The organism is Burkholderia sp. BCC1640, from assembly GCF_902833125.1.
In the GTDB taxonomy this organism is placed as follows: Bacteria; Pseudomonadota; Gammaproteobacteria; order Burkholderiales; family Burkholderiaceae; genus Burkholderia; species Burkholderia diffusa.
Map to the genome: position 1 here is coordinate 45,782 of NZ_CADFEF010000010.1, position 24,896 is coordinate 70,677.

Consider the following 24,896-nt stretch of genomic DNA (forward strand, 5'->3'; position numbering starts at 1 on the left):
CATTTCATGCACGGGATAGCGATCGCGGATGCGTGCTACGCACGCCGCGCGCTCGCCACCCGTGCAAGCGCGCCGATCGCATCGCTGACCAGCACCGCGAGCAGCCCGACGATCACGCCGCCCTGCAGCACGAACGCTGTGTTCGACGTCTGCAGGCCCGCGATGATCACGTCGCCGAGCCCGCGCGCGGCGACCGTCGACCCGATCGTCGCGGTGCCGAGATTGATCACGACCGCGAGCCGGATTCCGTTCACGATCACCGGAAACGCGAGCGGCAGCTCGACCGACACCAGCTGTTGCCAACCGCTCATCCCCATCCCGCGCGCGGCTTCGACGACATCGCGCGGCACGTCTTCGAGCCCCGCGATCGTGCTCTCGAAAATCGGCAGGAGCCCATACAGAACCAGCGCGATCAGCACGGGTTTCAACCCGAAGCCGACGGCCGGCACCGCGAGCGCGAGCACCGCGACGGGCGGAAAGGTCTGGCCGATGTCGACGACGCTGCGCGCAACCGGCAGGAAATCCGCGCCGGCCGGCCGCGTCACCGCGATGCCGGCCGCGACCGCGACCACCGTTCCGATCAGGCTCGACAGCGCGACGGTGCCGAGATGCGCGAGCGTGAGGTCGAGCAGGCTCGCACGATCGTAGATGACGGGCGCGCCGTTGTCCGCGAACGGTGCGAACACGCCCTGCAGCCACGCGGGGCGCAACAGCAGCACGAGCAGCAGCGCGAACGCGGCCGCGCGCGCGACATGCGCGGGCAGCCGCTGCGGCAGGGGCGAACGCGCGAGCCGCGTCGTCATGCTGGTTTTCTCGCATGTGTGCGGATCGCGTCGAACGTGATGCGGCGCGGCGCATCGCGCCCATTGCCGTCATCGACCGGCAATGCGTCCGCTCCGCGCCACAGCAGCTCGGACACCGCGTCGCGCAGCGTGCGCGTCGCGGCGATCGGTTCGCCATCGGCGCGGCCGGGCTCGGCTACCGCGTCGATCGGCGTCAGCGCGAGCAGGCGCAGCGGCCGGTCGACGCCGGCGACGAGCTGCTCGACGACACCCGCGGCCGGCTTGCCGAGAATCTCGGCCGGCGGCGCGACCTGCAGCAGCCGTCCGCCGTCCATCACCGCGATCGTGTCGCCGAGTTTCAGCGCTTCCTCGATATCGTGCGTGACGATCACGACCGTGATGCCGAGGCGGCGCTGCAGCGCGTACAGATCGTCCTGCGCCTTGTTGCGGATGATCGGATCGAGCGCGCCGAACGGCTCGTCCATCAGCAGCATCGCGGGTTCGGCCGCGAGCGCGCGTGCGACGCCGACGCGCTGCTGCTGGCCGCCCGACAGTTCGTGCGGCAGCTTGTCCGCGAATTCGGCCGGTGCGAGATGAAACAGGTCGAGCAGTTCGCGCACGCGCGCGTCGATGCGCGCGGCCGGCCAGCCGAGCAGGCGCGGCACGGTCGCGATGTTGCGCGCGACGCTCCAGTGCGGAAACAGGCCGTGCCCCTGGATCACGTAGCCGATGCGCCGCCGCAACTGCTCGGGCGGCACGCTCGCGGTGTCGGCGCCGTCGATGCGGATCGTGCCGGCGGTGGGCGCGATCAGCCGGTTGATCATCCGCAGCAGCGTCGACTTGCCGCTGCCCGATGCACCGACGAGCGCGGTGATCGTGCCTTGCTTCATCGTCATCGATACGTCGTCGACGGCGACGACGTCGCCGAAGCGTTTGCCGATGCGTTCGATCTCGATCATGCGGTACGTCCCTTCGCGAGCGTGGTCGCGGCTTCGAACACGACGGCGGCCGCCAGCGCGAGCGCGATCGTCGGGATCGCGCCGAGCAGCACGAGATCGGCGGCCGATTGCCCGATCCCCTGGAAGATGAAGGTGCCGAAGCCGCCGCCGCCGATCAGCGCGGCGACCGCGGTCAGCCCGATGTTCTGCACGAGCACGATGCGCACGCCGCTCAGGATCACCGGCAAGGCGAGCACGAGGTCGACGCGCAGCAGCCGCTGCGCGCGCGTCATGCCCATCGCGCGAGCCGCTTCGGTCACATGCGGCGGCACCTGCTCGAGCCCGACCACGACGCTCGACGCGATCGGCAGCAGCGAGTACAGAAACAGCGCGAGCACGGCCGGCGCGACGCCGATCCCGCGGACGCCGAGCGCGGCCGCGAGCGGCACGTGCGCGGCGAGCAGGCCGAGGGGCGCCATCATCAGCCCGTACATCGCGATGCTCGGGATCGTCTGCACGATATTGAGCACCGGCATCACGACGGTGCGCACCGGTGCGACCCGCGCGCACGCGATGCCGAGCGGCAGGCCCGCGACGAGCGCGGCCGCGACCGATCCGCCCGCGAGCGACACGTGCCGGATTGCCTCGCGCCAGAAGTCGTCGCTGCGCACAGCGTATTCGCGCATCATGGACAGGCCGTCCCACCAGCCGCTCGCGAGCGGCAGCGATATCGCTGCGATCGCGACGACGAGTGCGACAAGGCGGCGCCACGGGCCGAATGCGAGCCGCGCGAGTGCGTCGGCCACCAGCACGGCCCACGCGAACAGCAGCAGCCAGGCGCCCGCCGCGGGCGACACGCGTGCGAGCACGTCGTCGGGTGCAACGACGTGCGTCGCCGCGGCGCCGACCGCGTAGGCCAGTGTCGCGAGCCACGTGCAGCCGGCCGCGAGCCGCCATGCAGGACGGCTCGCCGTCATCGCCCACAACGCGCCGACGACCCACAACGCGGCGAGCGCGGCCCCCTGCACGGCAGGCAGCGCGGCGAACGCCGACAGCCCCGTGCCGGCCGCGATGCGGTTCGGCCGAAGCACCATGAACGGCATGCCGAATACCGCCACGATCGTCAGGACACCGATCAGGATGCCGACCTTGTCGAGCGTGACGCGCCGCGCGGACGGCACCGCGCGACCCGTCACTTGACGAAGCCTTTCGACTTCAGATAGCTCTTTGCCACGCCGGCGGCCGGTTCGCCGTTGATCTGGATGCGCGCGTTCAGCGTCTGCAGCGTCTTCAGGTCGAGGCTTGCGAACACCGGCTTCAGGTATTCGGCGATTTGCGGATGCGCTTTGAGCACGACTTCGCGAATCACCGGCGTCGGCGCGTAGACGGGCTGCACGTGCTTGTCGTCGTCGAGCACGACGAGGCCGCTCGATGCGATCCCGCCGTCCGTGCCGTATACCATCGCCGCGTTTACGCCGTCGGTCTGGTTCGCGGCGGCCTTGATCGTCGCGGCCGTGTCGCCGCCCGACAGCACGACGAGCTGATCCGGTTTCAGCTTGAAGCTGTACGCCTTCTCGAACGACGGCAGCGCGGACGCGCTGTTCACGAATTCGGCCGACGCCGCGAGCTTCAGCTTGCCGCCGCCCGCGATCCACTTGCCGAAATCGGAGAAAGTCTTCAGGTGCTGCGCTTGCGCGACCGGCGCGAGCACGGCGACGCCCCACGTGTTGTTCGCGGGCGCCGGTTCGAGCCAGACGAGATGGTTCGCCGCATAGTCGAGCTTCTTCGCGGTGTCGTAGCCCTGGCTCGCGTTCTTCCACAGGGGATCGTCGGCCTTGTTGAAGAAGAACGCCGCATTGCCCGTGTATTCGGGGTAGATATCGATCTCGCCGCTCGTGAGCGCCTTGCGCACGATCGGGGTCGTGCCGAGCGCGATCTTTTCGGTGACGGGGATGCCATGGGCCTTCAGCACCTGTGCGATGACGTTGCCGAGCAGGTTGCCTTCGGTGTCGATTTTCGACGACACCACGACGGGCGTGTCGGCGTGCGCGCCGGGTGCCACGATAGCGGCGGCGAACGCGAGGCCCAGGATTCGGGCGGGCAGGGCGAGCTTCATCGGGGCCAATCTCCAGAACGGGGACGTTACGCCGAAAGTTACTTGACTGAGTCGGCTTTGGCAAACCATGTGCGGCGGCACGTCCACAGCGCGCGTGGGGGTAACCCGCACGCGTCACGCGCCGTTGTTACACTGGAACGCATTCCCGCCTGCGGACATTTGCTGACATGAAGCCTGAGCTGCTGGTCCTTATCGCGCTGCGCGACGACGCGCAGCGCCAGATCGCCGCGTCATACGACGTCCATCATGCACCGACCGCCGATGAACGCGCGCGCGCGATTGCCGAACACGGCAGCACGATCCGCGCGGTGTTGACCAACGGCAGCACGGGCCTCACTGCCGCCGAAATCGATCGTCTGCCGCAGCTCACGTTCGTCAGCGCGCTCGGCGCGGGTTACGAGCACATCGATGTCGCGCATGCGAAGGCGCGTGGCATCACCGTGGTGACGGGCGCGGGCACCAACGACGATTGCGTCGCCGATCACGCGTTTGCGCTGCTGCTGGCGGCGGTGCGCAACGTCGTGCAACTCGATGCGAACACCCGCGCCGGCGTATGGCGCGACGCGCTGCAGATGCCGCCGAACGTGTCGGGCAAGAAGCTCGGCATCGTCGGGCTCGGCAAGATCGGCGAGAAATGCGCGCGGCGCGCGGCCGGCTTTGACATCGAGATCGGTTATCACAACCGTTCCGCGAAGGAGGTTCCGCATCGCTATTTCGACCGTGTCGATGCGCTCGCGCAATGGGCCGATTTCCTGATCGTCGCGACGCCGGGCGGCGCGGGCACGCGTCATCTGATCGATCGCACGGTGCTCGACGCGCTCGGCCCCGGCGGCTTTCTCGTGAACGTGTCGCGCGGCAGCGTTGTCGATACCGCTGCTTTGGCGGATGCGCTGCGCGAACGGCGCATCGCAGGCGCCGGGCTCGACGTGTACGAAGGCGAGCCGGAGCCGCCGCGCGCGCTCACGGCGCTCGACAATATCGTGCTGACGCCGCACATGGGCGGCTGGTCGCCGGAGGCGCTCGATCGTTCGGTCCAGCAGTTTCTCGACAACGCCGCCCGGCATTTCGCGGGGGAGCCGGTGCTGACGCCGGTATGAGCGGGGCGGCGCCGGGTGTGAAAGGTGAAAGGGGTGAAAGGCGCACCGGCGCGAAGTTGAACCGGCCCCGCCAACAAGAGAAAAAATTGCGTCGCGGCCGCGAATTCAGTGCTGTGAAATGCGCGTCGCATGGCTGACGCGATCGCGTTGCCGATGAAGAACGGCGCCGTGCGACGGTGAAGCAAAGTCGCATGGCGCCTTCGGTACGTTCCGCTCGGCGTCACGCGCATGCGATCCGGAGCGATCGCATGCGCATGGCGGTCGGTCGTGCCGATCGACCGCGCCGGCTCAGGACGAAACCAGCGGCACCGTCACGGAGGTGCCGGCCGGATCGAGCGCGAGCCCCGTGCCCGGTGTTGGCCGCAGCGTCGCCTCGTTGTCGCTCGACAGCACGACGAGGCCGAGCTTGTGACCCGCTTCGAGCTTGTAGTCGCGCGGCATGAACGTCAGCTTCAGGTCATACGGCATCCCCGGCAGCACGGGCTGCGAGAACCAGTCCGACACGCGATTGCGCGGATCGGTCCATGCCCGCGTGACGATCGTTGCCGAGCCATCCGGTGCGCGGTCGACCAGCAATGCCGTCACGTTCGCGACGCCGGTGAAGGTCAGCCGCACGCGTGCGGTCGCGGTGCCCGACAGGCGCGTCGCGGCCGCGAATGGCGCCGTCTCGAAGCGGCTGCGATGCTCGCCGGTCGCGGCGTTCGCCAGCGTGAGCGCGGGGATCGACGCATCGTCGGTGAAGCGCGCGAGCGGACCGCCGCTCGGCAGCCGCAACAGCGTGCCGGTGCCCGTGCCGTCGCCGCCCGCGAAGTACGCGACCGGCGTGGCGTGCCGCGCGGCCCAGTCGGCTTCCTTCAGCAGCGTGCCGTCGGCCTGCTCGACCACCGCGCGCGAATCGCGTTCGACGCCGTTGTCGACGCCGATCAGGTAGCGCGTGAACCAGCGGTTCACTTCGGCGGTCCATGCATCGGCCATCGCCGGCACGCGGGTCGGGTCGGTGTGCTTCAGGCGGTGCAGCCACAGCTGCGTCGGCACGCCCTGACGCCGCATCGCCAGATACCATGACGTCGACTGGTCGACGCGCACGTTGTCGTCGGTCAGCCCCTGCGCGACGAGGGCCGGCGCGACCGCCTGTGCGGTCGGAATGTCGCGTGCGGCCCAGAACGCTGAATAGTCGCCCGTCTTGCGGTCTTCCTGCTGCAACGCCTCGTCGATCAGGTGCGTGCAGCGCTCCGGATGCGCGTTCGTCAGCAGCGCCTTGATGTAGACGTCGACGTCCTCGCCCTGATAGCCCTCCGGCGCGCGCACGAGCCCGCCCGAGCGGTAGTAGCCGTACATGTTCGACAGGCCGGCGATCGGCACGATCGCGTCGAGCCCGCGCGTGCGCAGGCTCGCGACCATCTTCGGCAGCGTGCCGTCGTACGACACGCCGTACATGCCGACGTGGCCCGTCGACCAGTTCGCGACGACCGGCTTGCCGCTCGCGTCCTTCGCGGCGGCATCGCGGCCGAGCCAGCGGATCACCGACGCCATCGCGACGGATTCGTCGCGCGTGAGGATCGTCGGGCAGCCGTCGGAACCGGCGGTGCCGAGCGAATCCGCATAGACGATCGTGAAGCCGCGCGGAATGAAGTAGCCCTCGATCCACGAACGGCCGGCCGCGGCCGCCTCGAGCTGCTGCAGCATGCGCGTCTGCGGCGCCGCGGCCATGATGCGCGCGGAGGCGCCGGTGGCTGCCGCCGCCGCAGTGGCGGCCGGATGCGGGGTGCCGTCGAGTTCGACGTCGACGTCGTGGTTCGGGCTGTCGGCGAGCCCTGCATAGTACGGGCTTGCGAGCACGATGACCGGCGTGCGTGCGCCGTTGGCGGTTTCCGACGGACGCACGATGCGCACGTGAATGCGGTCGCGCGTGCCGTCGCCGTCGGAGTCGACCGGCGTGTCGACCCACGCGTTTTCCTCGATCGTGCCGCCGGATAGCGACGGCTGTACCTGGCCGTTGGCGATCACCGGCTTGTAGCGCCCGCCGCTGGCGGGATTCGCGTACGGGACGCCGGACGGCGACACGCGCCCTTGCGCATTGTCACCTTGCTGATCCTGGTTTTGCCCTTGACCTTGCGCGAGCGCGGACACGCCCGCCACGCTGCCGCCGTCATCTCCGCCGCACGCGGCGAGCGTCGCGGCTGCAACGAGCGCGGGTAGCCATGCGCGGCGCGATCCTCTGAAATGAAATTGCATTGCCGACCTCGTTCTTTTGATTGTGTGGATACGACCGTTCCGCGATACGCCCCCTGCGGGCCGGGCCGATTACTGCATGCGACGACAAGAAAACCGCACCATCGGGACAACGCCGTGCGATATGTGCCAGCTGGAAAGCAGCGGCTTCGTACGGCACGTCATGCAGGACTGCAAAGTAAATGTGCGCATGCCGCGCGTCCTTCCAGGTGAGACGGAACGACATCATTCGATGAGACGGGGATGTTGCGAGCTGCGGTGCTGCGCTGCGGAAAAACACGATGCGACGCGCGTGCGGCGACGGAATGAAACGGATCGGCGGTTTCGGCCGCGCCGCGCATCGTGATGGCTTGCCGGTTCGCGTTTGCTTTCCGGAAGCTTGCGCAAAAGTTATCTCAGTGAAAACGGCGTGTCAAACTTTTTTAACCGTGAGTAAAAAATATTTGAAGCGCCGTCGATGCGGCGCGTGGGGTGTGCTGGCGGCACGTGTGTTCGGCGATGCGCCGGCCGCCGCTTCGCGCTCCATCGGCCGATGCAGAACGGGCGATGACGAATCGTCTTCGTCATCGCCCGCTCGCTGATGCTTTCAGCCTTCCTTCCATTCATGAACGCCGGTGAGGGTCACCCGTCGTCGGCCTTCGCCTGCAGATCCTTCAACCCTTGAATCACGACCAGCAGCGCGCGCCCGTGCTCGTCGGAGCCGTCCCAGGCGTCGACGATCGCGTCGCGCAGCAGGTCGTTGTACCGGCGGCGCGCCGGGCTGGTATCGACGCCGTAGAAACTGCATAGCTTGTTGAATGGCACGCTGCGTCGCAGCCGGTGCCCGTTCGAAAGCCGAAGGCGCGACACGGTCGGCTGGCTGACGCCGGAAAGCCGCGCAATTTCGCTGGACGAGCGCGTGTCCGCCATCAGACGGCGTAACAGGTCTTGTACAGGAAAATCGTGGTCCGGGGCTTCCATGCGATGCATTATACCTATACAGTTACGGTTGTTGAATGGGCTTGCTGTCACCAGCGAGGCTGTATCCCGAGAAAGTTGATGACACTGAAACACCTCCCTCCCACGTTCTGCTGGACGAAGATCGGTACCGAGTCCGGCGAGGAACTGCCGACCGTCGTGCTCCGCAAGGAATGGGAGCGCCGGCTCGGGGGCGGGCGTTTTCTGTGGGGGATCAACCAGCCGCTCGGCAGCAGCGCGCAAGTCGCCGCGCATCGCACGGGCTCGCTGCTCGCGCTGTTTTCGCCGGTCGCGTCGCGCACGCGGCCGGGCGAGCGTAGGCGCGAGGACGCGCTGCTGTGGAATGCATGGGTCGACGCCAGCGGCCAGGTGCGGCCGCTGCCGCCGCACACGTTCATCGCGAGCCGCTCGACGCTGCCGTCGGGCCGGCGGCGCGAACAGCACTACGCACTCGTCTGCGCATCGTCCACTGCACTGACGGTCGGCACGCAACTGCGCGTATTTCCCGATCACCTGCGCAGCGTGAGCACGGGCAAGCCGCTCGGCGTCGCGCAGGGCGCGGCCGTGGTCGACTGCATCGGGCGCGCGAAGGAACAAACCGGTAAGAGCTATCCGCTCGCGCTGTCGGTCGAACTCGAAGCGCCGTATTTCGTGCGGCTCGCGCAGCCGTGCGTGTTGAAGGCGCGCGATCTCGCCGAGGTGAACAAGGCGACGCGCGCCGGCGATTTCGATCGCTTCGTCGAGCTGGTCGCGCGCTTGCGCGGCCGTTCGCCGACGGATGCCGTGCGCGGCGTCACGCGCGACCTGTTCGACGTGCCGCCGATCGAAACGGCGGCCGCCTACGTCGCGCCCACGCATGGCGCGCGACTGCGCAGCCGGCCCACGGCCGAGCATCCGCACGAGCTCACCGGCGATCTGTTCGATCTGTCGCCCGGCGAAGCGGCCGCGTTCGGCGGTCTCGCGCATCCGCGCATCGGGCGCGCATGACGTACTCGCCGCGCATGTGCGGCGCGTGACGCGAAGCAGGATCGCTGAATGTGCGTGCAACGACACGCATGCATGTGGCCGCCATCCGGGCGTGCGCAAGAATTTGTTGCAATCTCGCCGTAGCGGATCGGCAAGCGTCGCGCGACAATCGCCACGAAGCGTGCCGCGCGGTCGCGCATGTGTCGACAGGCTGCTCGCCGTCGTTCACGCCGCCGACATGCGCACCACGTACGGTGGTGCGTCGGCTTGCTTCACGCTGCAATCCTGAGGGAGAAGTGTCGATGTCGACCCACATCTGTTCGCGGGAAGCCCAGGCGGCTCAACGCTTCGTCGAAGCGACGCGCAACGTCGACCAGGCGTTTCGCGCCGTGCGCGGCGAAAGCGACGACGACGTTTCGTCGGCCGAATATGCGCGTGCGATGTCGCGCCTCGATCGCGCGCTCGACGAACTGGCGCGTGCGCAGGAGTGCTTCGATCGCGTGGTGAGTGCCGACGCGGCGCACGGCAACTGAACTCGATTCGCGGCTTCCACTTTCACTTCTGCTTATGCCGAGTCGCGCCGACCGGATGCTACGCGTAGCCGCCGTGCTGGAACGACGTCGCGAAGAACTGCATCTGGTAGCGGATCGCGTGCGCCCAGTAGTCCCATGTATGTCCGCCCGGACGCTCCGCATAGTCGTGCGGCACGCCGAGCGCGACGAGTCGTTGATGCAGCGTGCGGTTCGAGCCGACGAACGAGTCGTCGCGGCCGCAGTCGATCGTCAGGTCCAGATGCGCGCGAACGAACGCGCGCGCGTTTTCGACGATCGCGTTGCGGTTCCAGAATGACGGATGGCGGCCGGGGTCGCCGAATACGTGGTCGATGCCCGGTTCGTCCTCGCAGCAGCGCGGATCAACCGCGCCGCTGATGCTGCCGACCGCGCCGAAGGTGTCGGCCCGGTCGAGCGCGATGCGCAGCGCGCCGAAGCCGCCCATGCTGAGCCCGGTGATGGCGCGCGCGCCCTTGGTCGCGATCGTTCTGAAGTGCATGTCGACATACGACACGACTTCGTCGCCGACGAAGGTTTCGTAACGGCTGCCTGAATCGAACGGGCTGTCGATGTACCAGCTTTCGTGCCCGCCGTCGGGCATCACGAGGATCACGCGGTAGCGATCGGCCAACGCGGCGATGTGCGTGTTCGCGGTCCAGTCGGTGTGGTCGCCGCCGGAGCCGTGCAACAGGTAGACGACCGGAAAGCGCTCGACGCCGCGTTCCGGGCCGTGGCGCAGGCGTGCGTAGTCGTCGGGCAGCACGACGGTCGCCTTCAGCGTCTGGTTCATCGCGGCACTCGGAATCGCGACGACCCGCGCCTGATAGGCGAGGGCCGGGCCCGCGGCAGCGAGCAGCAGCAGTAGCCAGAACGCGCGTACCAGATTCATGGAGCCTCGCATCGGGAAAACCCTGTTCAGCGACTCTAGCAATCGTCCCTTTCAGCCATATTTCGGCGAAACCTACGGATTGTCAGGTGGCGGGCGCGCAGCCGGGCGACCGTCCGCGTCAGGCGAGACGGCGCGCGAGCGTCTCCCGGAACGCGGCGGGCCGCTCGGCCGGTATCAGGTGCCCGCAGCCGGCGATCGTTTCGAAGCCGGCACAGCGCGCGAGCGCCCAGTCCGGCACGTGCCAGCCCGCACGCGAGCGTTCACCCGCGACGAGCCACACCGGATGGCGCTCGAATACGTCGGCGAGCGCCTGCAGATATTCGGGTTCGCCCGTCGTCGCGACGACCGAGCGTCCCATCGCGCGCAGCGTCGACGCCGGCTGATGTGCGAGCCAGCGGCGTGCATCGACGAGCTGGCGTGGCGACGGATCGTCGATCGAGCCGCGCAACCAACCGAACGGATCGCCGCGCAGGCCGTCGAGCATCGCGTCGGCTTGCGCGGCCGACATGCGACTGACCGACGCCGACCAGAACGCATCGTCGAGCGTGAAGTTGCCTTCGACGTTGACGATCCGGCGCACGCGCGCTGGATGCGCATGAGCGAACAGCATCGCGATCGCACCGCCGACGGAGTGACCGACGATATCGACCGGCTGCGCACCGAAGTGGGCGTCGATGGCCTGCCGCAGATGCTCGACCTGTGCGGCGAGCGTGATCGCGTCGAACGGCGCGTCGCGATGGATGCCGTAGCCGAGCAGGTCGGGGGCGAGATGCGGGCCGGGCCATTCGGGCACGTCGAACGTGCCGATGAAACCGTGGACGAAGACGACGGGCGGGGTGGGCGGGCTCATTGGGCGGTTGACGACGGAAGGGGCGGCAATTCGAGTTCGGCGAGCAGTTCGTCGAGTTCGAGCACGTGGGTGCGATCGTGGTCGAGCAGTTCGCGCACGAGCTCGTCGAGCGACATCCGGCGGATGCCGTCGCGCAGCCCGCAGCGCGCAAGTTCCGACGGCCGCAGCGCGGTGGCCGTCGCGCATAGCGCGGCGCGCCCGGTGCGGAACGCGGCAAGCGCGTCGTCGAGCGGCTGTGCAAGGTAGTCGCGCTGCGCGGCGAGTGCCGTCCCGTCGACGGAGGCGATCACCGGCAGTTCGTGCGCACGCACGACTTCGATGCGTTCGGCGAACACCGTGTCGAGGTCGCGCAGGTGGCATGCATGCTCGACGAGCGAGAAGCCTGTGCCGGCGGGGCGGCGCGTGATCAGCGCGGCGGGAACGTGCGCGGTATATGCGGCGACCCGGTCGGGCATCGCGGCCAGCGTGGCGACGACGTCGGCGAACGGCAACACCAGCGGAAACGCGCTGAATACCGCGCCGTAGCTGAACAACGCGCCGCCGATCCGGCCGCGCGCCTGCACGACGTCGTGCCCGTGGCGGCGCATCACGTCGGCGACCATCGCGCCGCAGAACTGTCGGGCGGTCGTATCAGCTTCAATTTCGGGGAATTTGTGCGCGATCTCGTGCTGGATCGCGCCGATCGCCGCGACGCCGACTCGCGACAGCGCCGCGAATTCGACATAGCGTCCGGGTTGCGTAATCAGCGCTTCGAGCTGCACGCCGAGGGGTGTCGCGCGAAAGCGGTCGAAACGAGAATGCATGATGACAAGGCCTCGCCGAGTAACGTATCAAAACGATACGTTACTCGGCGAGGCGCCGTCAATCCGTTTATGCAGAGGATTCGGCCAGGGCGCCTGTTTCGATTGCGCTGCTGCGCCCCGGCCGGGCTACCCTTACGCGCCGTGCTTGGCGTCCAACTCCGCGCGCAGCCGTGCTTCCTGTTCCTGCAGTTCCGGCGTGAATGCCTCGCCGAAGTCCTCGGGCGAGAAGACCTGGCGGATCTCGATGTCCGATTCGGTGGGCATCGGATTCGGGCAGCGCTTGACCCACTCGATGGCTTCTTCCATCGAACTCACCTGCCACAACCAGTAGCCGGCGATCAGTTCCTTGGTCTCGGCGAACGGGCCGTCGATGACGGTCCGGTCCTTGCCGGAGAAGTGCACGCGCTTGCCGCGCGAACTCGGGTGCAGCCCTTCGCCGGCCAGCATCACGCCGGCCTTCACGAGTGCCTCGTTGTACTGGCCCATCGCGGCCAGCAGTTCGGTATCGGGCATCGTGCCCGCTTCGGAAAAGGCCGTTGCCTTGACGATCACCATGACGCGCATTGTCGCTACTCCTTGAACGGGAAAGGGGGAATCCGCAATCGGCCGGCCGTGCGGACGGCAAAACGATCGGTTACGACACTACGACGCGTGACGATCGCGCGAATCGACATCGCCTGCAAAAAATTTGATCGCCGACGACGGGGAGGCGGCAGGCGTTCGCAGCATCACGTAACGGACGAGGCGCCCGGCGTGGACGATTCGCTCGCGCGTGCGACCGGATGTGAATGGCACCGGTAACGGCCGCGGCGCGGCGCGGCGAGTCGCGCAAGCCGGCCGATTCCGGTACGGGGCGATCGTGCGGCGGCGCGTCGGAGCCCTGGGGCAAAACTGGTATGCTGGTCAGCATCACGTTCATGTGGAGGGCGCCATGGCAACGAAGGAAGTCTCGAAGAAAAAGTACCTGAAGATTCTGAACAAACGCCTGCGTGCCGAGCCGGATGCGCCGGCCGGCGCGTCGTTCGTGTTCTTCCCGCTCGGCGCGAAGGCCAAGCATGCGACGGGCGTCATATCCGGCGAGCCGCGCAGCAAGCGCGAACTCGCGGTGATGGCCGCTATCCAGAGCAAGGCGGCCGCCGAATTCGTCGTGACCGGCGTCTGATCGGCGACGGGCGGCCGGCGTCCGGCGGCCGCACGCGGCAGCGCGTGCGTTACGCCGCGGCCGCCTCGCAATACGCGATCACACCGGCGATCACGCGCGCAATGTCGTGCGTGATCGCCGGGCCGTGCATCGGCAGGATGATGTCGAGATCGAGCGCCTGGATGCGGCGCAGCGCGCTCGCCAGGTGCGCGAGCGACGGCAGGTAGTCCGAGCGCGTGATCGCGTCGAGGATCGCCGGCAGCGGGTCGTCGGTCTCCTCCCTGCCGAAGCGCATCAGGATGTCCGACGACAGCAGTGCCTTGTACGCCGGCAGATACACGACGAGCGCATCCCACTGATGCACGTGCTTCGTGAAGACCGGCACGACGTCGATGCCCGACAGCGTCGTCGGCTCGCCGTCCTTCAACGGAATCGCGCGCACGCCGAACACGTCGGCGAGCCCCCATGTACACATCGGATGTCCGTACGCGACGAGCGCCGGGTTGGCCGCGAGGAAGTCGGGCAGCGCGCCCATTTCGTCGGCCTCGAAGTGCGGGACGATCACGTTGCTGACCATCGACGGCGCGATGCCGACGGTGTCGAGCGCCGCGCTCAGTTGCGTGAAGTTGGAGCGCGTGCCCGTTTCGACGCACAGCACGTCGCCGTGCGACGATCGTACGAAGAACTGGCTGAAGCTCAGGTTCAGCGTGTCGACGTAGGACGTGGCGCGAAACAGGCCGTCGCGGACGGCGTCGATTCGGGAGGCGCTCATCGGGGATCCTCGCGCAGGGAAGGGGGCGGGCGCCGCGCCGCCCGCGCACCGCGCGTTGCGGTGCGGCAGACGGCGGCAGTCGATCTTCCGATCCAGTCTAGCAGCGCCGCTCCGGATCCGCGAACCGGGGCAACCCCGTGGCGCGCCGCGTCAGTTCTTCAGCTTGTAGCCGGTGCGGAACATCCACGCGACGATCGCGAGCAGGATCGCGAGGAACAGCGAGGTGGCCGCGAGGCTGATCCCCACGTGCACGTCGGCCAGCCCGTAGAACGACCAGCGGAAGCCGCTGATCAGATAGACGATCGGGTTGAACAGCGTGACGATGCGCCATGCGGGCGGCAGCATGTCGACCGAATAGAAGCTGCCGCCGAGGAACGTGAGCGGCGTGATGATCAGGAGCGGCACGAGCTGCAGCTTCTCGAAGCTGTCGGCCCAGATGCCGATCACGAAGCCGAACAGGCTGAAGGTGATCGACGTCAGCACGAGGAACAGCACCATCCAGAACGGATGCAGGATGTGCAGCGGCACGAACAGGCCGGCCGTCGCGAGGATGATCAACCCGAGCAGCAACGACTTCGACGCGGCCGCACCCACGTACGCGATCACGATCTCCCAGTACGACACGGGCGCGGACAATATCTCGTAGATCGTGCCCGTGAAGCGCGGGAAGTAGATGCCGAACGACGCGTTCGAGATGCTCTGCGACAGCAGCGACAGCATCACGAGGCCCGGCACGATGAACGACCCGTAGCCGATCCCGTTCACGTCGCTGATGCGCGAGCCGATCGCCGAGCCGAACACGACGAAGTACAGCGACGTCGAGATCACCGGCGCGATGATGCTCTGCATCAGCGTGCGGCGCGTGCGGGCCATTTCGGCGCGGTAGATCGCGCGGATGCCGTGGAAATTCCAGTTCGCCATGTGCGTTAGGCCCCTTGTGTGCCGTTGCGGCGGTTGTCGATCAGGCTGACGAAAATGTCCTCGAGCGAGCTCTGCGTCGTATGCAGGTCGCGAAAGCCGATGCCGGCCGAGCCGAGCGCGTTGATCAGCTTCGCGATGCTCGCGTCGTCGCGCTGCGAGTCGTACGTGTAGACGAGCGCGGCGCCGTCGTCCGCGCGTTCGAGCCCGAACGCAGCGAGTTCGCCCGGCACGGTCGCGAGCGGATGCTCGAGCTGCACCGTCAGCTGCTTCTTGCCGAGCTTGCGCATCAGCTCGCGCTTCTCTTCGACGAGCACGAGCTCGCCGCCGAGGATGATGCCGATCCGGTCGGCCATTTCCTCGGCTTCCTCGATGTAGTGCGTGGTCAGCAGGATCGTCACGCCGCTTTCGCGCAGCGAGTCGACCAGCTTCCACATGTCGCGGCGCAGCTCGACATCGACGCCGGCCGTCGGTTCGTCGAGGAACAGGATGCGCGGCTCGTGCGACAGCGCCTTCGCGATCATCACGCGGCGCTTCATGCCGCCCGAGAGCGTCATCAGCTTGTTGTCGCGCTTTTCCCACAGCGACAGCGCCTTCAGCGTCTTCTCGATGTGCGCCGGATCGGGCGCCTTGCCGAACAGGCCGCGGCTGAACGATACGGTTGCCCAGACGGTTTCGAACGCGTCGGTCGTCAGCTCCTGCGGCACGAGGCCGATCATTTCGCGGGCGGCGCGGTATTGATCGCGGATGTCGTGCCCGCCGACCGTCACGCGGCCTTCGGTCGGCGTGACGATGCCGCAGATCGAGCCGATCAGCGTGGTCTTGCCCGCGCCGTTCGGCCCGAGCAGCGCGAAGATCTCGCCGGGGCGGATGTCGAGGGTCACGTGCTTTAGCGCCTGGAAGCCGGACGCGTAAGTCTTGGAGAGGTCGGAGACGGAAAGGATCGGTTGCATGCTCACGGATGGCACGGCCGGTCGGTTCGACGCTGTGCGCCGCGCGTGCCCGGCGCCACCGCTGCGAAGCGGCCGGTGTCGAGCGCGGCATGGCGAACGGGCGTCATGTCGAACGGCGTTGTGGTGCGGGATCGCAGGACCGCCATATTAGCAATCGGAAGATGGAAATGCATTTCGACGCAAAGGACGTGCGATGCGGGTGCCGGATTTGCGGCAAATTTGTGTGAGTCATTCAATAAAGCGATGCTTTATTTGAATCGGGCGAACAATGCGTGCGGTTTTCGGGCAATCGGACAATGATCGCGCTTGCGCGCGACAGCGTGGCGCGCCGCAGGCCGACTGTGCCGCCCGAACGCCGTCGCGCCGTACCGGGACGGCGTGCGCCGCGCTCGCGATAATGCGTACCTTTCACGTCCCGGAGCGAAACGCATGTCTTTGATCGATTTCAAGTCTGTCGCGGCCGCGCAGGCCGTTGCATGGAAATCCACGATCGTCGGCGAAGTCGGGCCCGCCCGGATCAAGGTGCTGCGCATGGACGCGCAGCCGTACGAAGCGGAAGTGCACGACTACAACGAAGGGCTGCTGGTGCTCGATGGCAGGCTGATGCTCGAGGTCGACGCGAAGACGGTCGTCGTCGAGGCCGGGCAGATGTACCTCGCGGTCGCCGGCTTGCGCCACGCGGTGCTGCCGGGCAGTCACGGCACGCTCGCGATCATCGACGTGTGAGTTTGCGTCACGGCATGCGTGCGGTCGCCGGAGGCCCGCACGCCGGGCCTTGCACGAGGTCGACCGCCGACATTCAAACGCGCGTTATACAGTCTCGGTATTTGTCTGAGCAAATAAATTGAAGGCTGTTTGAAAAATTGTCAAACACCATGCTCGCACTAGGATCGCGCGGTTCGGCGCGTTTGGAACTCTGCATCCATTTACTTGTGCGTAGCGTCCGCTCATAGTCTCGACAAACGACGCATCACGATAACGAATCAAGCGTACGTACGGAGACCAATACATGAGACGCCTATCCGAGGGCCTTGTCGCATCGCCGTTTTCCTGCTTTTCGCCGGATGCGGGCACGACGCGCATCGCGTGCTGCCTGCGTCATCGCATCGCGTTGTCGCTGTAGCGACGCACCACATTCCATTTCGATTTCCCCGATGGCGCCGTGCCGCATGACGGCGGCGCCGGATAGCGCTTGCCTGCCGCGTCGGTCCTGATCGCATTCGCGTGACCGGCGACGCGGCGCGCATTGCGCGCATCGTCATGCGCCGCGCGTCGTCGCGACGGCGCGATACCAACCGGCGGGCCACGCAGCCCGTTCGGGCGAGACCTGTCTTACCTCACAAGGAGGGGTTGATGCTTTGCATTCCTGATTGGCGGAAGGCGATCCTGTCGTGCGCCGTGCTGGCGCTGCCGTTCGTTGCCGGTTGCGGCGGCGGCGACGATCCGGGCCCGATCAACGTGCCGCAGTGCTCGGGCAGCGCATGCGGGCCGAGCGGCGCGGAAACGACGCCGCCCGTCGTGACGAAGCTGTGCCCGGATTCGCTCGACTACACGACGACCTACACGGGCGGCGCCGGCAGCGGCGAATACGTGAAGGTGAAGTTCGACACGACGAAGCTCACCTACCAGATGCAGTTCATCGAATCGTCGGTGCCGACGTCGGCGGGGCAGGTCAACAACACGCGTGCGGGCCTGACGATCAGCGGTGCATTCCACCATCCGACCAATCTGCCGACCGCCGAGCAGAACCGCTGCGCGTTCGTGCTCGACAGCGGCGCGACGAGCGACGGCGCGTATGCGGTGACGATAAATCGCGCGGATCCGCCGATGCTGTTCGTCGGCAACGGGGTGGTCGGCGGCGGGATTCCGGGTGCGACGATCGCGTTCGCCGGTCTCGAGCCGTTCCCCGGCGTCGTGCTCGGCACCGTGCCGTCGCGCACCTTCGATTTCTATCCGTTCATCGGCTTCACCGACACCGAAACCGACTTCTCGAAGGTCGCAGGGAATTACAACGAACTCGGCATCCACCTGTCGCCGGTCGGCGGCAGCGCGCAGAGCAGCACGGGGGCGGTCGGCTGGCAACCCGATGTCGTCAACTGGAACCAGACGTTCAACGCCGACGGCTCGTGCACCATCACGGCAGGCAGCGACTACTCGTGCCAGACCACCGGAACGCCGTGGGCGTTGCGCAAGAACGCGGACGGTTCGTCCGACAACGTGTTCGTGAGCCATCCGCTGGCGAACGCGGGCGGCAGCCTCATCTATCCGTTCGCGGGGCAGGGCTCGGCGATCGTCATCGTCGCGCCGAGTCAGGCGAAGGGCATCATGATCGTCGGCAAGCTGAACGGCGTGCTGGTGCCGGTCGTGATTCGCGTGGGCTACACGCATATCGACGCGAGCAACCTGCTGGCGTCGGTCGCCGATGCCGAGGTCGGGATCTCGATGCTGTCGCGGACCACGGCCGTCGCGGCCAATTCGTTGAAGGGCGGTTTCATCGGCGCAACGAGCGCGTCCGCGTGCGGCGTCGTGGCGCCCAGCACAGCGACGTTCGCGATCGCGACGGCGGGGCCGAGCTTCAACAACAACATCCCGCATCCGGATCTGCCCGGCACGTTCGACGGCACCTTCTTCCTGGCACAGGCCGGCAGTTGCAATGACGGTACCGCCGTATCGACGATGGCCGCGAACTATACGTCGACGCTGTTCCAGGGCGCCACCGCGGCGTTCATCGACCCGCAGACGTCGTCGGTCACGTCGCAGTTCGCGCTCGACTACACGCAGGCCACGCCCGGCAAGATCAAGGTCACGGCCTCGCAGGACTTCAACGCGAAGGGGGCGAACGGCAACGTGGCGATCTTCAGCAAGGGCGACACCGGCTGGCTCGTGACGGCCGGGAACATCTACGCGATGGTCGTCAACAACAACAAGGTCAACCCGTTCTTCACGGTCGGCGCGTTCGTCCAGTAACGGCGGCACACCTAACACGGAACACCGGCGGCGCACGCGTCGCCGCCGGCGAATCGAAATTCAAAAGGATTCCTATGAATGTGAAGCATTGGATGGCCGCGGCGTCGCTCGCGCCCGTGCTGGTCGCGTGCGGTGGCGACGGCGACCCGCCGCCCGCACCGGTGGTCCGGCTGTGCCCGCAGACGATCGACTACAACACGGTGTTCATCGGCGGATCCGGCTCGGGCGAGCTCGTGAAGGTGCAGCTCGACACGACGAAGATGACGTACCGGATGACCTACCTCGCATCGCCGGTGCCGACGACCACCGGCACGGTGCAGCCGACGCGCGACACGGCGCCGGCCAACGTCGTCGACGGCACGCTGGCCGACGAAACCGGCTTGCCGACCATAAAGCTGAACCAGTGCACGTTCCGGATGCAGAACGCGAGCCTCGACCCGAGCCGGCCGGCGCGCCTGTTCCTCGGTGACGGCGTGCTGGGTGGCGCGATTCCGGGCGCGACGATCCAGTTCGACGGCGTGATCGGCGTGGGCAAGATTCCGAAGACGACGTTTCCGTACTATCCGTTCATCAGCTTTTCGTCGCTCGAAACCGATCTGACGAAGATCGCCGGCACGTACAACCAGCTCGGCTACCACCAGGTGCCGTCGCAGAACTTCCAGCCGGTGGCGCTCGACCAGCAGGTGACGATCAACGCGGACGGCAGCTACGTCGAGACCGACAACTTCGGCAAGAAGAACGGCGGGCAGCCGCTCGTATCGAGTGCGACCGTGAACCAGCCGTTCACGCTGCGCCCCGATGCGCCGGCGTTCCAGTCGCTGAACTACCAGCCGCAGATCCCGCCCACCCTCGCCGCGCTCGATCCGGCGAAGGCCGGCAAGGGCATGCTGATCGTCGGCAAGCTGCGTAACCAGCTCGTGCCGGTCTTCATCCGCACAGGTGCCGCGAACGCGGACCTCACGCAGGGCCCGCCGAGCGCGGACGACGAATCGGGCATCTCGTTCCTGAGCCCGCAGACGGCCATCGCCCAAGGCTCGCAGAACGGCGAGTACACGGGTGTCGACAGCGCGTTCAACTACCGCGCGACCGCGCTCGTCGGTGCGCAGGCGACGCTGCTCGATCCGTTCAACGCGTCTCAGGCCGCGCTCACGCGCGCGCTGAACCTCGATTACACGCAGAAGGTGCCGGGCGTCGTGACGACCGTGCACGCGGACGCGGCGTCGGGGCCGGCGACCGGCAAATTCGTGTTCACGGGCGGCGTGTTCGGGTTCCTCGACATGGCCGATACGAGCAATCCGTACTTCACGGTCGGCGCGTTCGTGCAGTGATCACACGCGGATGGAGACACGGCGGCGTCGCGCATGGCTGCGCGGCGCTCCGAAAGAACGAGGGGGAGACTTCATGAAGAAGCTGATTGTCGCGGGTGTCGTCGCAGGCGTGTCGACGCTCGCATCGGCCCAGCAGGCGGGCGACAACGTCGCGACGCTGGGCTGGCTGCACATCATGCCGCAGGATTCGACCAACGGGCTGACGACGAATCTCGCGAGCATGCCGATCAACGGGCCGCTGCGGCTGCCCGGGTCGTTCACGTCGCCGGGCACCAGCCTGACGGTCAACAACGCCGATACGGTCGGCCTCACGCTCACGCACTTCTTCACCGACCATATCGCGGTGACGTCGGTGCTCGGCGTGCCGCCCGAGTTCACGCTGACCGGGCACGGTGTGATCCGGCCACCGGGCCCGGCCGGTTCGCTCGGCAGCGTCAACATGGACAATCCGTCGAATCAGCCGGCCGTGAGGAATGCGCGGCAATGGAGCCCGACGATCATTCTGCAGTACTACTTCAATGCACCGACCGCGAAGTTCCGCCCGTTCGTCGGGATCGGCGTGGCCTACAGCTGGTTCAGCAACATCGAACTGAACGGCAACTTCGCGCGGGACATCAACGAGAACCTCGGCAGCGTGCTCGCGGCCGGCGCCGGCAAGCCGGGGCCGACGTCGGTGGAGGGCAAGGCATCGTCGTCGTTCACGCCGGTCTACAACGTCGGCGCGAGCTATGCGATCGACAAGCATTGGGGGCTGACGGCGACGCTGACCTACATGCCGCTGAAGACTTACTCGTCGCTCGTGATCAAGGCTGCCGACGGTTCGACGCTCGCGACCACGCGCACGCGGCTGAAGGCCGATCCGCTGATCACCTTCGTCGGGATTTCCTACAAGTTCTGAGCCGTCCGGCGTGCATTGCGCACGCCGGCGACTTCCTGCGACCGAGCGGCCGGACCGATCCGGCCGGGGCGTCGCGTTCCTGGCGGCATGCCGCCATTTGTGAAGAGAGAGGGGGCAGTTCAAATGAGCATTCGCAAAATCGTATCGCTTGTTGCTGCAGTGGCATTCACCGCGGTTTCGGCCGCGCCTGCTTTCGCCGTGACCGTCTCGCGTGCCGACGGGCAGGCCATGAACCCGAACGGGGAGCCGTTCTCCGCGACGGGCCTCACGGTCCTGGCCAAGGGCTCGATCAACGCGACCTGCAACGCGACGTTCAACGGCACGATCTCCTCGACGGGCATCGTCAACATCACGTCGACGACGTTTACGGGCGCCGCGACGTGCGGCCTGATCAGCGGCAGCGCGACCAGCGCATCGCCGTGGACGGGCCAGGCCGACAGCACGACGCAACTGTCGATCAACAACGCGAAGGTGACCGTTTCGCTGCTCGGCGCCTGCGGGCCGAGCAAGGTCGTGACGACGTGGAGCGATCCGAACTCGTCGCTGACGTTCAACAACGCGGTGTTGACGCCGGACTGCACGGTCAGCGGCACGGTCGCCACGTCGCCGAAGTTCCACGTGCAGTAAGCGTCGCGCGATCGGAACCGGGCGCCCGCCAGGGATGAGGGCCGTGCAACGATGCGCGGCGGGTGTTCCGGTTTCGCGATGCATTCGCGTCGTCGCGCGTATCGGCGTGACGACCGGCCGGCCGCCTGCTTCGCGATCCGATGCGGGCGGCCATGCAGCGGCTGGTGCGATGCACCGTGCCGCCTGCTTCGAACGACATAAAACAATCATTCCGGACCACCCATGCTCACCGACCCAGCGAAGTATGGCGATGCCCGCGCTGCGACGCCCGACCGGCTGCGCACGGCCGCGTGGCTGCAGTACCTGATCGAACACCTGAACGAAGCGGCGTGCGTGGCGACGGACGACGTCGGCGCGACGGCCGCCACGCCGACGCACGCGGCACGCGTGCGTGCCGGCGCGAACCTGTCGCATGAAGCGATCGCCGTCCTGCACGAACTCGCGCCGTGGGTTGCAACGGACGGCGGCGGTTGCGCGTGCGATACGACCGATGCGTGCATGCACGTTCCCGACGCGCGGCAGCTCGCGCACGCGGAACGGTGCTGCCCCGGATCGCGCGCGGTATTCGATGCGGCGCATGGTTTCATCGATGCGTGGGCCTTCGACGATCCGAACGACGGCTGGGCCGCGCTCGAGCGGATTGCCGGCGGCGTCGGACCCGGCAGCGACGAAGTCGGCGGGCACGAAATGCGTGAGCGACTCGCGAACGGCGAGGCGCCGCCTGCGAAGAACCTGAGAGAACGACATGCGGCCGTCGCCGCGGCCTGTGTGGCGCCGTCGGCCGGGCCAGGGGCCGTCATCGACGCGATCGTGCTGCGCGTTTGCGGGCCGCGCGACGACGCAGCGCGCATCGACGAGATGGCCGCACTCGCGATGTACTGCGCGGAGCTTGCCGCCGGCAAGGGGATGTCCTTCACCGCGTACGGCGGTCGGCACAATCTGGTTGCGCGCGCGATTCGTGAACGACGCTCCGATCTCGCGTCGGTCGATGGACTGCTCGCGGCGGTGTCCGTGTGCCGGCTCGACCGGCTCGTCGGCGCAGGCAGTTTCTGGGCGTATTACCTGCTGGCAGGCATCGTGATCGCGACGCCGGGCATGGTGCGCGAGTTCGCGCGCCGCTTTCATGGCGACGCGTGGCAGGCGTGGCTCGATGAAGTGCTCGCGTGGCCGGCGGTCGGCCGCTTCGGGATGAAGGAGGATGTCGCGTTCGAGCGTCTGGGCGGCGCGATGAGCCTGACGTCGCGATCGAATCCGATCGTGCGCGCGAAACGCGTGCGGCCGAGGGGGGCTGCGATCACGCGCTTCAGCACGGGGGGCGAGAGCAGCCAATGAAATGAAAAACGGCCCGCGGCGAGAACGCCGCGAGCCGTGCACGTTGCTGTCGCGCCCCGGGGAGGGCGCTTGCGCGGTTACGCCGTCTCCGGCTGCCGCACCGCCTTCGCGATATTGCGCGCCATCGCGCCGTTCGCGACGAAGTAAGGCACATCCACCCGCGCCAGCGGCGTGCGACCGCGAATCTTGTCGGCGATCTTCTCCGCGATCATGATCGTCGGCGCGTTCAGGTTGCCGGTCGTGATGATCGGCATGATCGATGCATCGACCACACGCAGCCCTTCGAGCCCGTGCACGCGACCTTCCTCGTCGACCACGGCCATGTCGTCGTAACCCATCTTGCACGAGCACGACGGATGGAACGCGGTTTCCGCGCGGGCCCGCACGAACGCGTCGAGTTCCTTGTCGGTCTTGCAGTCGGCACCCGGGTTCAGCTCGCGGCCGCGATAGCGGTCGAGCGCGGGCTGCCGCATGATCTCGCGCGTTGCACGGATCGCATCGCGGAACTCACGCCAGTCGAGCGATTCGGCCATGTAGTTGAACAGGATGCTCGGGTGATCGTTCGGATCGCGCGAGCGCAGTTTCACGCGGCCGCGGCTCGGCGAACGCATCGAGCCGACGTGCGCCTGGAAGCCGTGCATTTCGATCGCGTTCGAGCCGTTGTAGTTGATTGCGACGGGCAGGAAGTGATACTGGATGTTCGGCCACAGATCGTCGTCGCGCGTGCGGATGAAGCCGCCCGCCTCAAAGTGGTTGGTCGCGCCGAGGCCGGTGCCGTTCAGCATCCATTCGAGGCCGATCTTCGGCTGGTTCCACCACTTGAGCGCCGGATACAGCGACACCGGCTCCTTGCACTCGTACTGGATGTACATCTCCAGGTGATCCTGCAGGTTCTGGCCGACGCCGGGCAGATCGAGCACGACGGGGATGTCGAGTTCCTTCAGCCACGCGCCGGGGCCGACGCCCGAGCGCTGCAGCAACTGCGGCGACGCGATCGCGCCGCTGCACACGAGCACTTCGCGGCGCGCATGCGCGGTCGCGCGCTCGCTGCCGCGCAGGTACGTGACGCCCGATGCGCGCTTGCCGTCGAACAGGATGCGGTCGGCGAGCGCATGCGTGACGATCTCGAGGTTCGGCCGCACCTTCGCCTGGTCGAGGTAGCCGCGCGCGGTGCTCGCGCGGCGGCCCTTCGGCGTGACGGTGCGGTCCATCGGGCCGAAGCCTTCCTGCTGATAGCCGTTCAGGTCATCGGTGCGCGGATAGCCGGCCTGCACGCCCGCATCGACCATCGCCTCGAACAGCGGGTTCACGCCCGGCTTGCTGGTCGTGACCGACACGGGGCCGTCGCCGCCGTGATAGTCGTTCGGGCCGACGTCGCGCGTCTCGGCCTTCTTGAAGTACGGCAGGCAGTCGAGATACGTCCAGTTCTCGAGCCCCTTGTGCGTCGACCAGTTGTCGTAGTCGAGCGCGTTGCCGCGGATGTAGCACATCCCGTTGATCAGCGACGAGCCGCCGAGCCCCTTGCCGCGGCCGCATTCCATCCGGCGGTTGTCCATGTGCGGCTCGGGGTCGGTCTCGTAGGCCCAGTTGTAGCGACGGCCCTGCAGCGGATAGGCGAGTGCCGCCGGCATCTGCGTACGGAAGTCGAAGCGGTAGTCGGGGCCGCCCGCTTCGAGCAGCAGCACCGTGACGTTCGGATCTTCCGTCAGTCGCGTCGCGAGCACGTTGCCCGCGGAACCGGCGCCGCAGATGATGTAGTCGTATTCGCGTGTCGTCATG

At 67.3% G+C, this 24,896-nt stretch carries 25 protein-coding genes; 11 read left to right on the forward strand and 14 right to left on the reverse strand.

Features of this window, described 5'->3' with window-relative positions; genetic code table 11:
* Positions 1 to 35: 35 nt before the first annotated feature.
* Genes HWX25_RS13135 through HWX25_RS13150 form a run of 4 tightly spaced genes read right to left on the reverse strand, consistent with a single transcriptional unit; the run spans position 36 to position 3,836 of the window.
* Positions 36 to 803: an ABC transporter permease gene (locus HWX25_RS13135; RefSeq protein WP_175908750.1), complete on the reverse strand. Its 768-nt coding sequence runs from the start codon at positions 801 to 803 to the stop codon at positions 36 to 38.
* A complete protein-coding gene (locus tag HWX25_RS13140; protein ID WP_175908751.1) occupies positions 800 to 1,741 on the reverse strand; it encodes an ABC transporter ATP-binding protein in 942 nt (313 codons plus the stop codon). The genes HWX25_RS13135 and HWX25_RS13140 overlap by 4 nt, the downstream gene beginning before the upstream one ends.
* On the reverse strand, positions 1,738 to 2,916 hold the full coding sequence (locus HWX25_RS13145) for an ABC transporter permease (RefSeq protein WP_175908752.1): 1,179 nt from the start codon (positions 2,914 to 2,916) through the stop codon (positions 1,738 to 1,740). Before HWX25_RS13145 ends, HWX25_RS13140 begins: the two co-directional genes overlap by 4 nt.
* Entirely contained in the window at positions 2,913 to 3,836 is a 924-nt protein-coding gene (locus tag HWX25_RS13150; protein ID WP_175908753.1) for an ABC transporter substrate-binding protein, read from the reverse strand. Before HWX25_RS13150 ends, HWX25_RS13145 begins: the two co-directional genes overlap by 4 nt.
* Positions 3,837 to 4,003: 167 nt before the next feature.
* Between HWX25_RS13150 and HWX25_RS13155 the strand changes: the two genes are divergently transcribed.
* Positions 4,004 to 4,933 carry a 2-hydroxyacid dehydrogenase gene (locus HWX25_RS13155; protein WP_059688977.1) on the forward strand — a complete coding sequence of 310 codons (930 nt, stop codon included), beginning with the start codon at positions 4,004 to 4,006 and terminating at the stop codon, positions 4,931 to 4,933.
* Positions 4,934 to 5,221: 288 nt separating this feature from the next.
* On the opposite strand, the gene HWX25_RS13160 is transcribed toward HWX25_RS13155, so the two are convergent.
* Complete coding sequence (locus HWX25_RS13160; protein ID WP_175908754.1) at positions 5,222 to 7,168, reverse strand: Xaa-Pro dipeptidyl-peptidase; 1,947 nt, start codon at positions 7,166 to 7,168, stop codon at positions 5,222 to 5,224.
* Between the two features lie 302 nt (positions 7,169 to 7,470).
* Here HWX25_RS13160 and HWX25_RS13165 point away from each other — a divergent pair, with 302 nt between their 5' ends.
* Positions 7,471 to 7,746, forward strand: coding sequence for a hypothetical protein (locus tag HWX25_RS13165; RefSeq protein ID WP_175908755.1), 276 nt, complete (start codon positions 7,471 to 7,473; stop codon positions 7,744 to 7,746).
* Positions 7,747 to 7,786: 40 nt separating this feature from the next.
* On the opposite strand, the gene HWX25_RS13170 is transcribed toward HWX25_RS13165, so the two are convergent.
* Complete coding sequence (locus HWX25_RS13170; RefSeq protein ID WP_175908756.1) at positions 7,787 to 8,125, reverse strand: helix-turn-helix transcriptional regulator; 339 nt, start codon at positions 8,123 to 8,125, stop codon at positions 7,787 to 7,789.
* A gap of 78 nt (positions 8,126 to 8,203) precedes the next feature.
* Here HWX25_RS13170 and HWX25_RS13175 point away from each other — a divergent pair, with 78 nt between their 5' ends.
* Positions 8,204 to 9,109: a hypothetical protein gene (locus HWX25_RS13175; RefSeq protein WP_175908757.1), complete on the forward strand. Its 906-nt coding sequence runs from the start codon at positions 8,204 to 8,206 to the stop codon at positions 9,107 to 9,109.
* Positions 9,110 to 9,390: 281 nt separating this feature from the next.
* Positions 9,391 to 9,621: a hypothetical protein gene (locus tag HWX25_RS13180; RefSeq protein ID WP_059534347.1), complete on the forward strand. Its 231-nt coding sequence runs from the start codon at positions 9,391 to 9,393 to the stop codon at positions 9,619 to 9,621.
* Between the two features lie 58 nt (positions 9,622 to 9,679).
* On the opposite strand, the gene HWX25_RS13185 is transcribed toward HWX25_RS13180, so the two are convergent.
* The 4 genes from HWX25_RS13185 to HWX25_RS13200 form a co-directional block, all read right to left on the reverse strand.
* Positions 9,680 to 10,528 carry an alpha/beta hydrolase family protein gene (locus tag HWX25_RS13185; protein ID WP_175908758.1) on the reverse strand — a complete coding sequence of 283 codons (849 nt, stop codon included), beginning with the start codon at positions 10,526 to 10,528 and terminating at the stop codon, positions 9,680 to 9,682.
* A 118-nt stretch (positions 10,529 to 10,646) separates the two neighbouring features.
* Positions 10,647 to 11,378 carry an alpha/beta hydrolase gene (locus tag HWX25_RS13190; RefSeq protein ID WP_175908759.1) on the reverse strand — a complete coding sequence of 244 codons (732 nt, stop codon included), beginning with the start codon at positions 11,376 to 11,378 and terminating at the stop codon, positions 10,647 to 10,649.
* Positions 11,375 to 12,181: a DinB family protein gene (locus tag HWX25_RS13195; protein ID WP_175908760.1), complete on the reverse strand. Its 807-nt coding sequence runs from the start codon at positions 12,179 to 12,181 to the stop codon at positions 11,375 to 11,377. The genes HWX25_RS13190 and HWX25_RS13195 overlap by 4 nt, the downstream gene beginning before the upstream one ends.
* 132 nt (positions 12,182 to 12,313) lie before the next feature.
* Positions 12,314 to 12,745, reverse strand: coding sequence for a YciI family protein (locus HWX25_RS13200; RefSeq protein WP_175908761.1), 432 nt, complete (start codon positions 12,743 to 12,745; stop codon positions 12,314 to 12,316).
* Positions 12,746 to 13,112: 367 nt separating this feature from the next.
* Between HWX25_RS13200 and HWX25_RS13205 the strand changes: the two genes are divergently transcribed.
* Positions 13,113 to 13,343, forward strand: coding sequence for a hypothetical protein (locus tag HWX25_RS13205; RefSeq protein ID WP_059805456.1), 231 nt, complete (start codon positions 13,113 to 13,115; stop codon positions 13,341 to 13,343).
* Positions 13,344 to 13,392: 49 nt separating this feature from the next.
* On the opposite strand, the gene HWX25_RS13210 is transcribed toward HWX25_RS13205, so the two are convergent.
* The 3 genes from HWX25_RS13210 to HWX25_RS13220 form a co-directional block, all read right to left on the reverse strand.
* Entirely contained in the window at positions 13,393 to 14,094 is a 702-nt protein-coding gene (locus tag HWX25_RS13210) for an MBL fold metallo-hydrolase (RefSeq protein WP_059600272.1), read from the reverse strand.
* A 150-nt stretch (positions 14,095 to 14,244) separates the two neighbouring features.
* On the reverse strand, positions 14,245 to 15,015 hold the full coding sequence (locus HWX25_RS13215) for an ABC transporter permease (RefSeq protein WP_059534134.1): 771 nt from the start codon (positions 15,013 to 15,015) through the stop codon (positions 14,245 to 14,247).
* Between the two features lie 5 nt (positions 15,016 to 15,020).
* Complete coding sequence (locus HWX25_RS13220; protein WP_059688969.1) at positions 15,021 to 15,965, reverse strand: ABC transporter ATP-binding protein; 945 nt, start codon at positions 15,963 to 15,965, stop codon at positions 15,021 to 15,023.
* 429 nt (positions 15,966 to 16,394) lie between these two features.
* Between HWX25_RS13220 and HWX25_RS13225 the strand changes: the two genes are divergently transcribed.
* The 6 genes from HWX25_RS13225 to HWX25_RS13250 all read left to right on the forward strand — a co-directional run bounded on the left by HWX25_RS13225 (position 16,395) and on the right by HWX25_RS13250 (position 23,117).
* Positions 16,395 to 16,691 carry a cupin domain-containing protein gene (locus HWX25_RS13225; RefSeq protein WP_059534137.1) on the forward strand — a complete coding sequence of 99 codons (297 nt, stop codon included), beginning with the start codon at positions 16,395 to 16,397 and terminating at the stop codon, positions 16,689 to 16,691.
* Positions 16,692 to 17,318: 627 nt separating this feature from the next.
* Positions 17,319 to 18,932: a DUF2957 domain-containing protein gene (locus tag HWX25_RS13230; RefSeq protein ID WP_175908762.1), complete on the forward strand. Its 1,614-nt coding sequence runs from the start codon at positions 17,319 to 17,321 to the stop codon at positions 18,930 to 18,932.
* Positions 18,933 to 19,006: 74 nt separating this feature from the next.
* A complete protein-coding gene (locus tag HWX25_RS13235) occupies positions 19,007 to 20,260 on the forward strand; it encodes a DUF2957 domain-containing protein (RefSeq protein WP_175908763.1) in 1,254 nt (417 codons plus the stop codon).
* Positions 20,261 to 20,333: 73 nt separating this feature from the next.
* Positions 20,334 to 21,158 (forward strand): OmpW family outer membrane protein, encoded by an 825-nt coding sequence (locus HWX25_RS13240; RefSeq protein WP_175908764.1) that lies wholly within the window; start codon positions 20,334 to 20,336, stop codon positions 21,156 to 21,158.
* A gap of 123 nt (positions 21,159 to 21,281) precedes the next feature.
* Positions 21,282 to 21,785, forward strand: a complete 504-nt coding sequence (locus HWX25_RS13245; protein WP_059534146.1) for a hypothetical protein — start codon at positions 21,282 to 21,284, stop codon at positions 21,783 to 21,785.
* A 222-nt stretch (positions 21,786 to 22,007) separates the two neighbouring features.
* On the forward strand, positions 22,008 to 23,117 hold the full coding sequence (locus tag HWX25_RS13250; protein WP_175908765.1) for a hypothetical protein: 1,110 nt from the start codon (positions 22,008 to 22,010) through the stop codon (positions 23,115 to 23,117).
* A 77-nt stretch (positions 23,118 to 23,194) separates the two neighbouring features.
* Here the strand turns inward: HWX25_RS13250 and betA are convergent, their stop codons facing one another.
* A complete protein-coding gene (gene betA / locus HWX25_RS13255; protein ID WP_059534150.1) occupies positions 23,195 to 24,895 on the reverse strand; it encodes a choline dehydrogenase in 1,701 nt (566 codons plus the stop codon).
* Position 24,896: the final 1 nt, after the last annotated feature.

Coding starts and splice junctions, on each gene's coding strand:
- HWX25_RS13135 (WP_175908750.1), bottom strand. CDS start 803: ATGACGACGCGGCTCGCGCGTTCGCCCCTGCCGCAGCGGCTGCCCGCG.
- HWX25_RS13140 (WP_175908751.1), bottom strand. CDS start 1,741: ATGATCGAGATCGAACGCATCGGCAAACGCTTCGGCGACGTCGTCGCC.
- HWX25_RS13150 (WP_175908753.1), bottom strand. CDS start 3,836: ATGAAGCTCGCCCTGCCCGCCCGAATCCTGGGCCTCGCGTTCGCCGCC.
- HWX25_RS13155 (WP_059688977.1), top strand. CDS start 4,004: ATGAAGCCTGAGCTGCTGGTCCTTATCGCGCTGCGCGACGACGCGCAG.
- HWX25_RS13160 (WP_175908754.1), bottom strand. CDS start 7,168: ATGCAATTTCATTTCAGAGGATCGCGCCGCGCATGGCTACCCGCGCTC.
- HWX25_RS13165 (WP_175908755.1), top strand. CDS start 7,471: ATGAAACGGATCGGCGGTTTCGGCCGCGCCGCGCATCGTGATGGCTTG.
- HWX25_RS13170 (WP_175908756.1), bottom strand. CDS start 8,125: ATGGAAGCCCCGGACCACGATTTTCCTGTACAAGACCTGTTACGCCGT.
- HWX25_RS13175 (WP_175908757.1), top strand. CDS start 8,204: ATGACACTGAAACACCTCCCTCCCACGTTCTGCTGGACGAAGATCGGT.
- HWX25_RS13180 (WP_059534347.1), top strand. CDS start 9,391: ATGTCGACCCACATCTGTTCGCGGGAAGCCCAGGCGGCTCAACGCTTC.
- HWX25_RS13185 (WP_175908758.1), bottom strand. CDS start 10,528: ATGAATCTGGTACGCGCGTTCTGGCTACTGCTGCTGCTCGCTGCCGCG.
- HWX25_RS13190 (WP_175908759.1), bottom strand. CDS start 11,378: ATGAGCCCGCCCACCCCGCCCGTCGTCTTCGTCCACGGTTTCATCGGC.
- HWX25_RS13195 (WP_175908760.1), bottom strand. CDS start 12,181: ATGCATTCTCGTTTCGACCGCTTTCGCGCGACACCCCTCGGCGTGCAG.
- HWX25_RS13200 (WP_175908761.1), bottom strand. CDS start 12,745: ATGCGCGTCATGGTGATCGTCAAGGCAACGGCCTTTTCCGAAGCGGGC.
- HWX25_RS13205 (WP_059805456.1), top strand. CDS start 13,113: ATGGCAACGAAGGAAGTCTCGAAGAAAAAGTACCTGAAGATTCTGAAC.
- HWX25_RS13210 (WP_059600272.1), bottom strand. CDS start 14,094: ATGAGCGCCTCCCGAATCGACGCCGTCCGCGACGGCCTGTTTCGCGCC.
- HWX25_RS13215 (WP_059534134.1), bottom strand. CDS start 15,015: ATGGCGAACTGGAATTTCCACGGCATCCGCGCGATCTACCGCGCCGAA.
- HWX25_RS13220 (WP_059688969.1), bottom strand. CDS start 15,965: ATGCAACCGATCCTTTCCGTCTCCGACCTCTCCAAGACTTACGCGTCC.
- HWX25_RS13225 (WP_059534137.1), top strand. CDS start 16,395: ATGTCTTTGATCGATTTCAAGTCTGTCGCGGCCGCGCAGGCCGTTGCA.
- HWX25_RS13230 (WP_175908762.1), top strand. CDS start 17,319: ATGCTTTGCATTCCTGATTGGCGGAAGGCGATCCTGTCGTGCGCCGTG.
- HWX25_RS13235 (WP_175908763.1), top strand. CDS start 19,007: ATGAATGTGAAGCATTGGATGGCCGCGGCGTCGCTCGCGCCCGTGCTG.
- HWX25_RS13240 (WP_175908764.1), top strand. CDS start 20,334: ATGAAGAAGCTGATTGTCGCGGGTGTCGTCGCAGGCGTGTCGACGCTC.
- HWX25_RS13245 (WP_059534146.1), top strand. CDS start 21,282: ATGAGCATTCGCAAAATCGTATCGCTTGTTGCTGCAGTGGCATTCACC.
- HWX25_RS13250 (WP_175908765.1), top strand. CDS start 22,008: ATGCTCACCGACCCAGCGAAGTATGGCGATGCCCGCGCTGCGACGCCC.
- betA (WP_059534150.1), bottom strand. CDS start 24,895: ATGACGACACGCGAATACGACTACATCATCTGCGGCGCCGGTTCCGCG.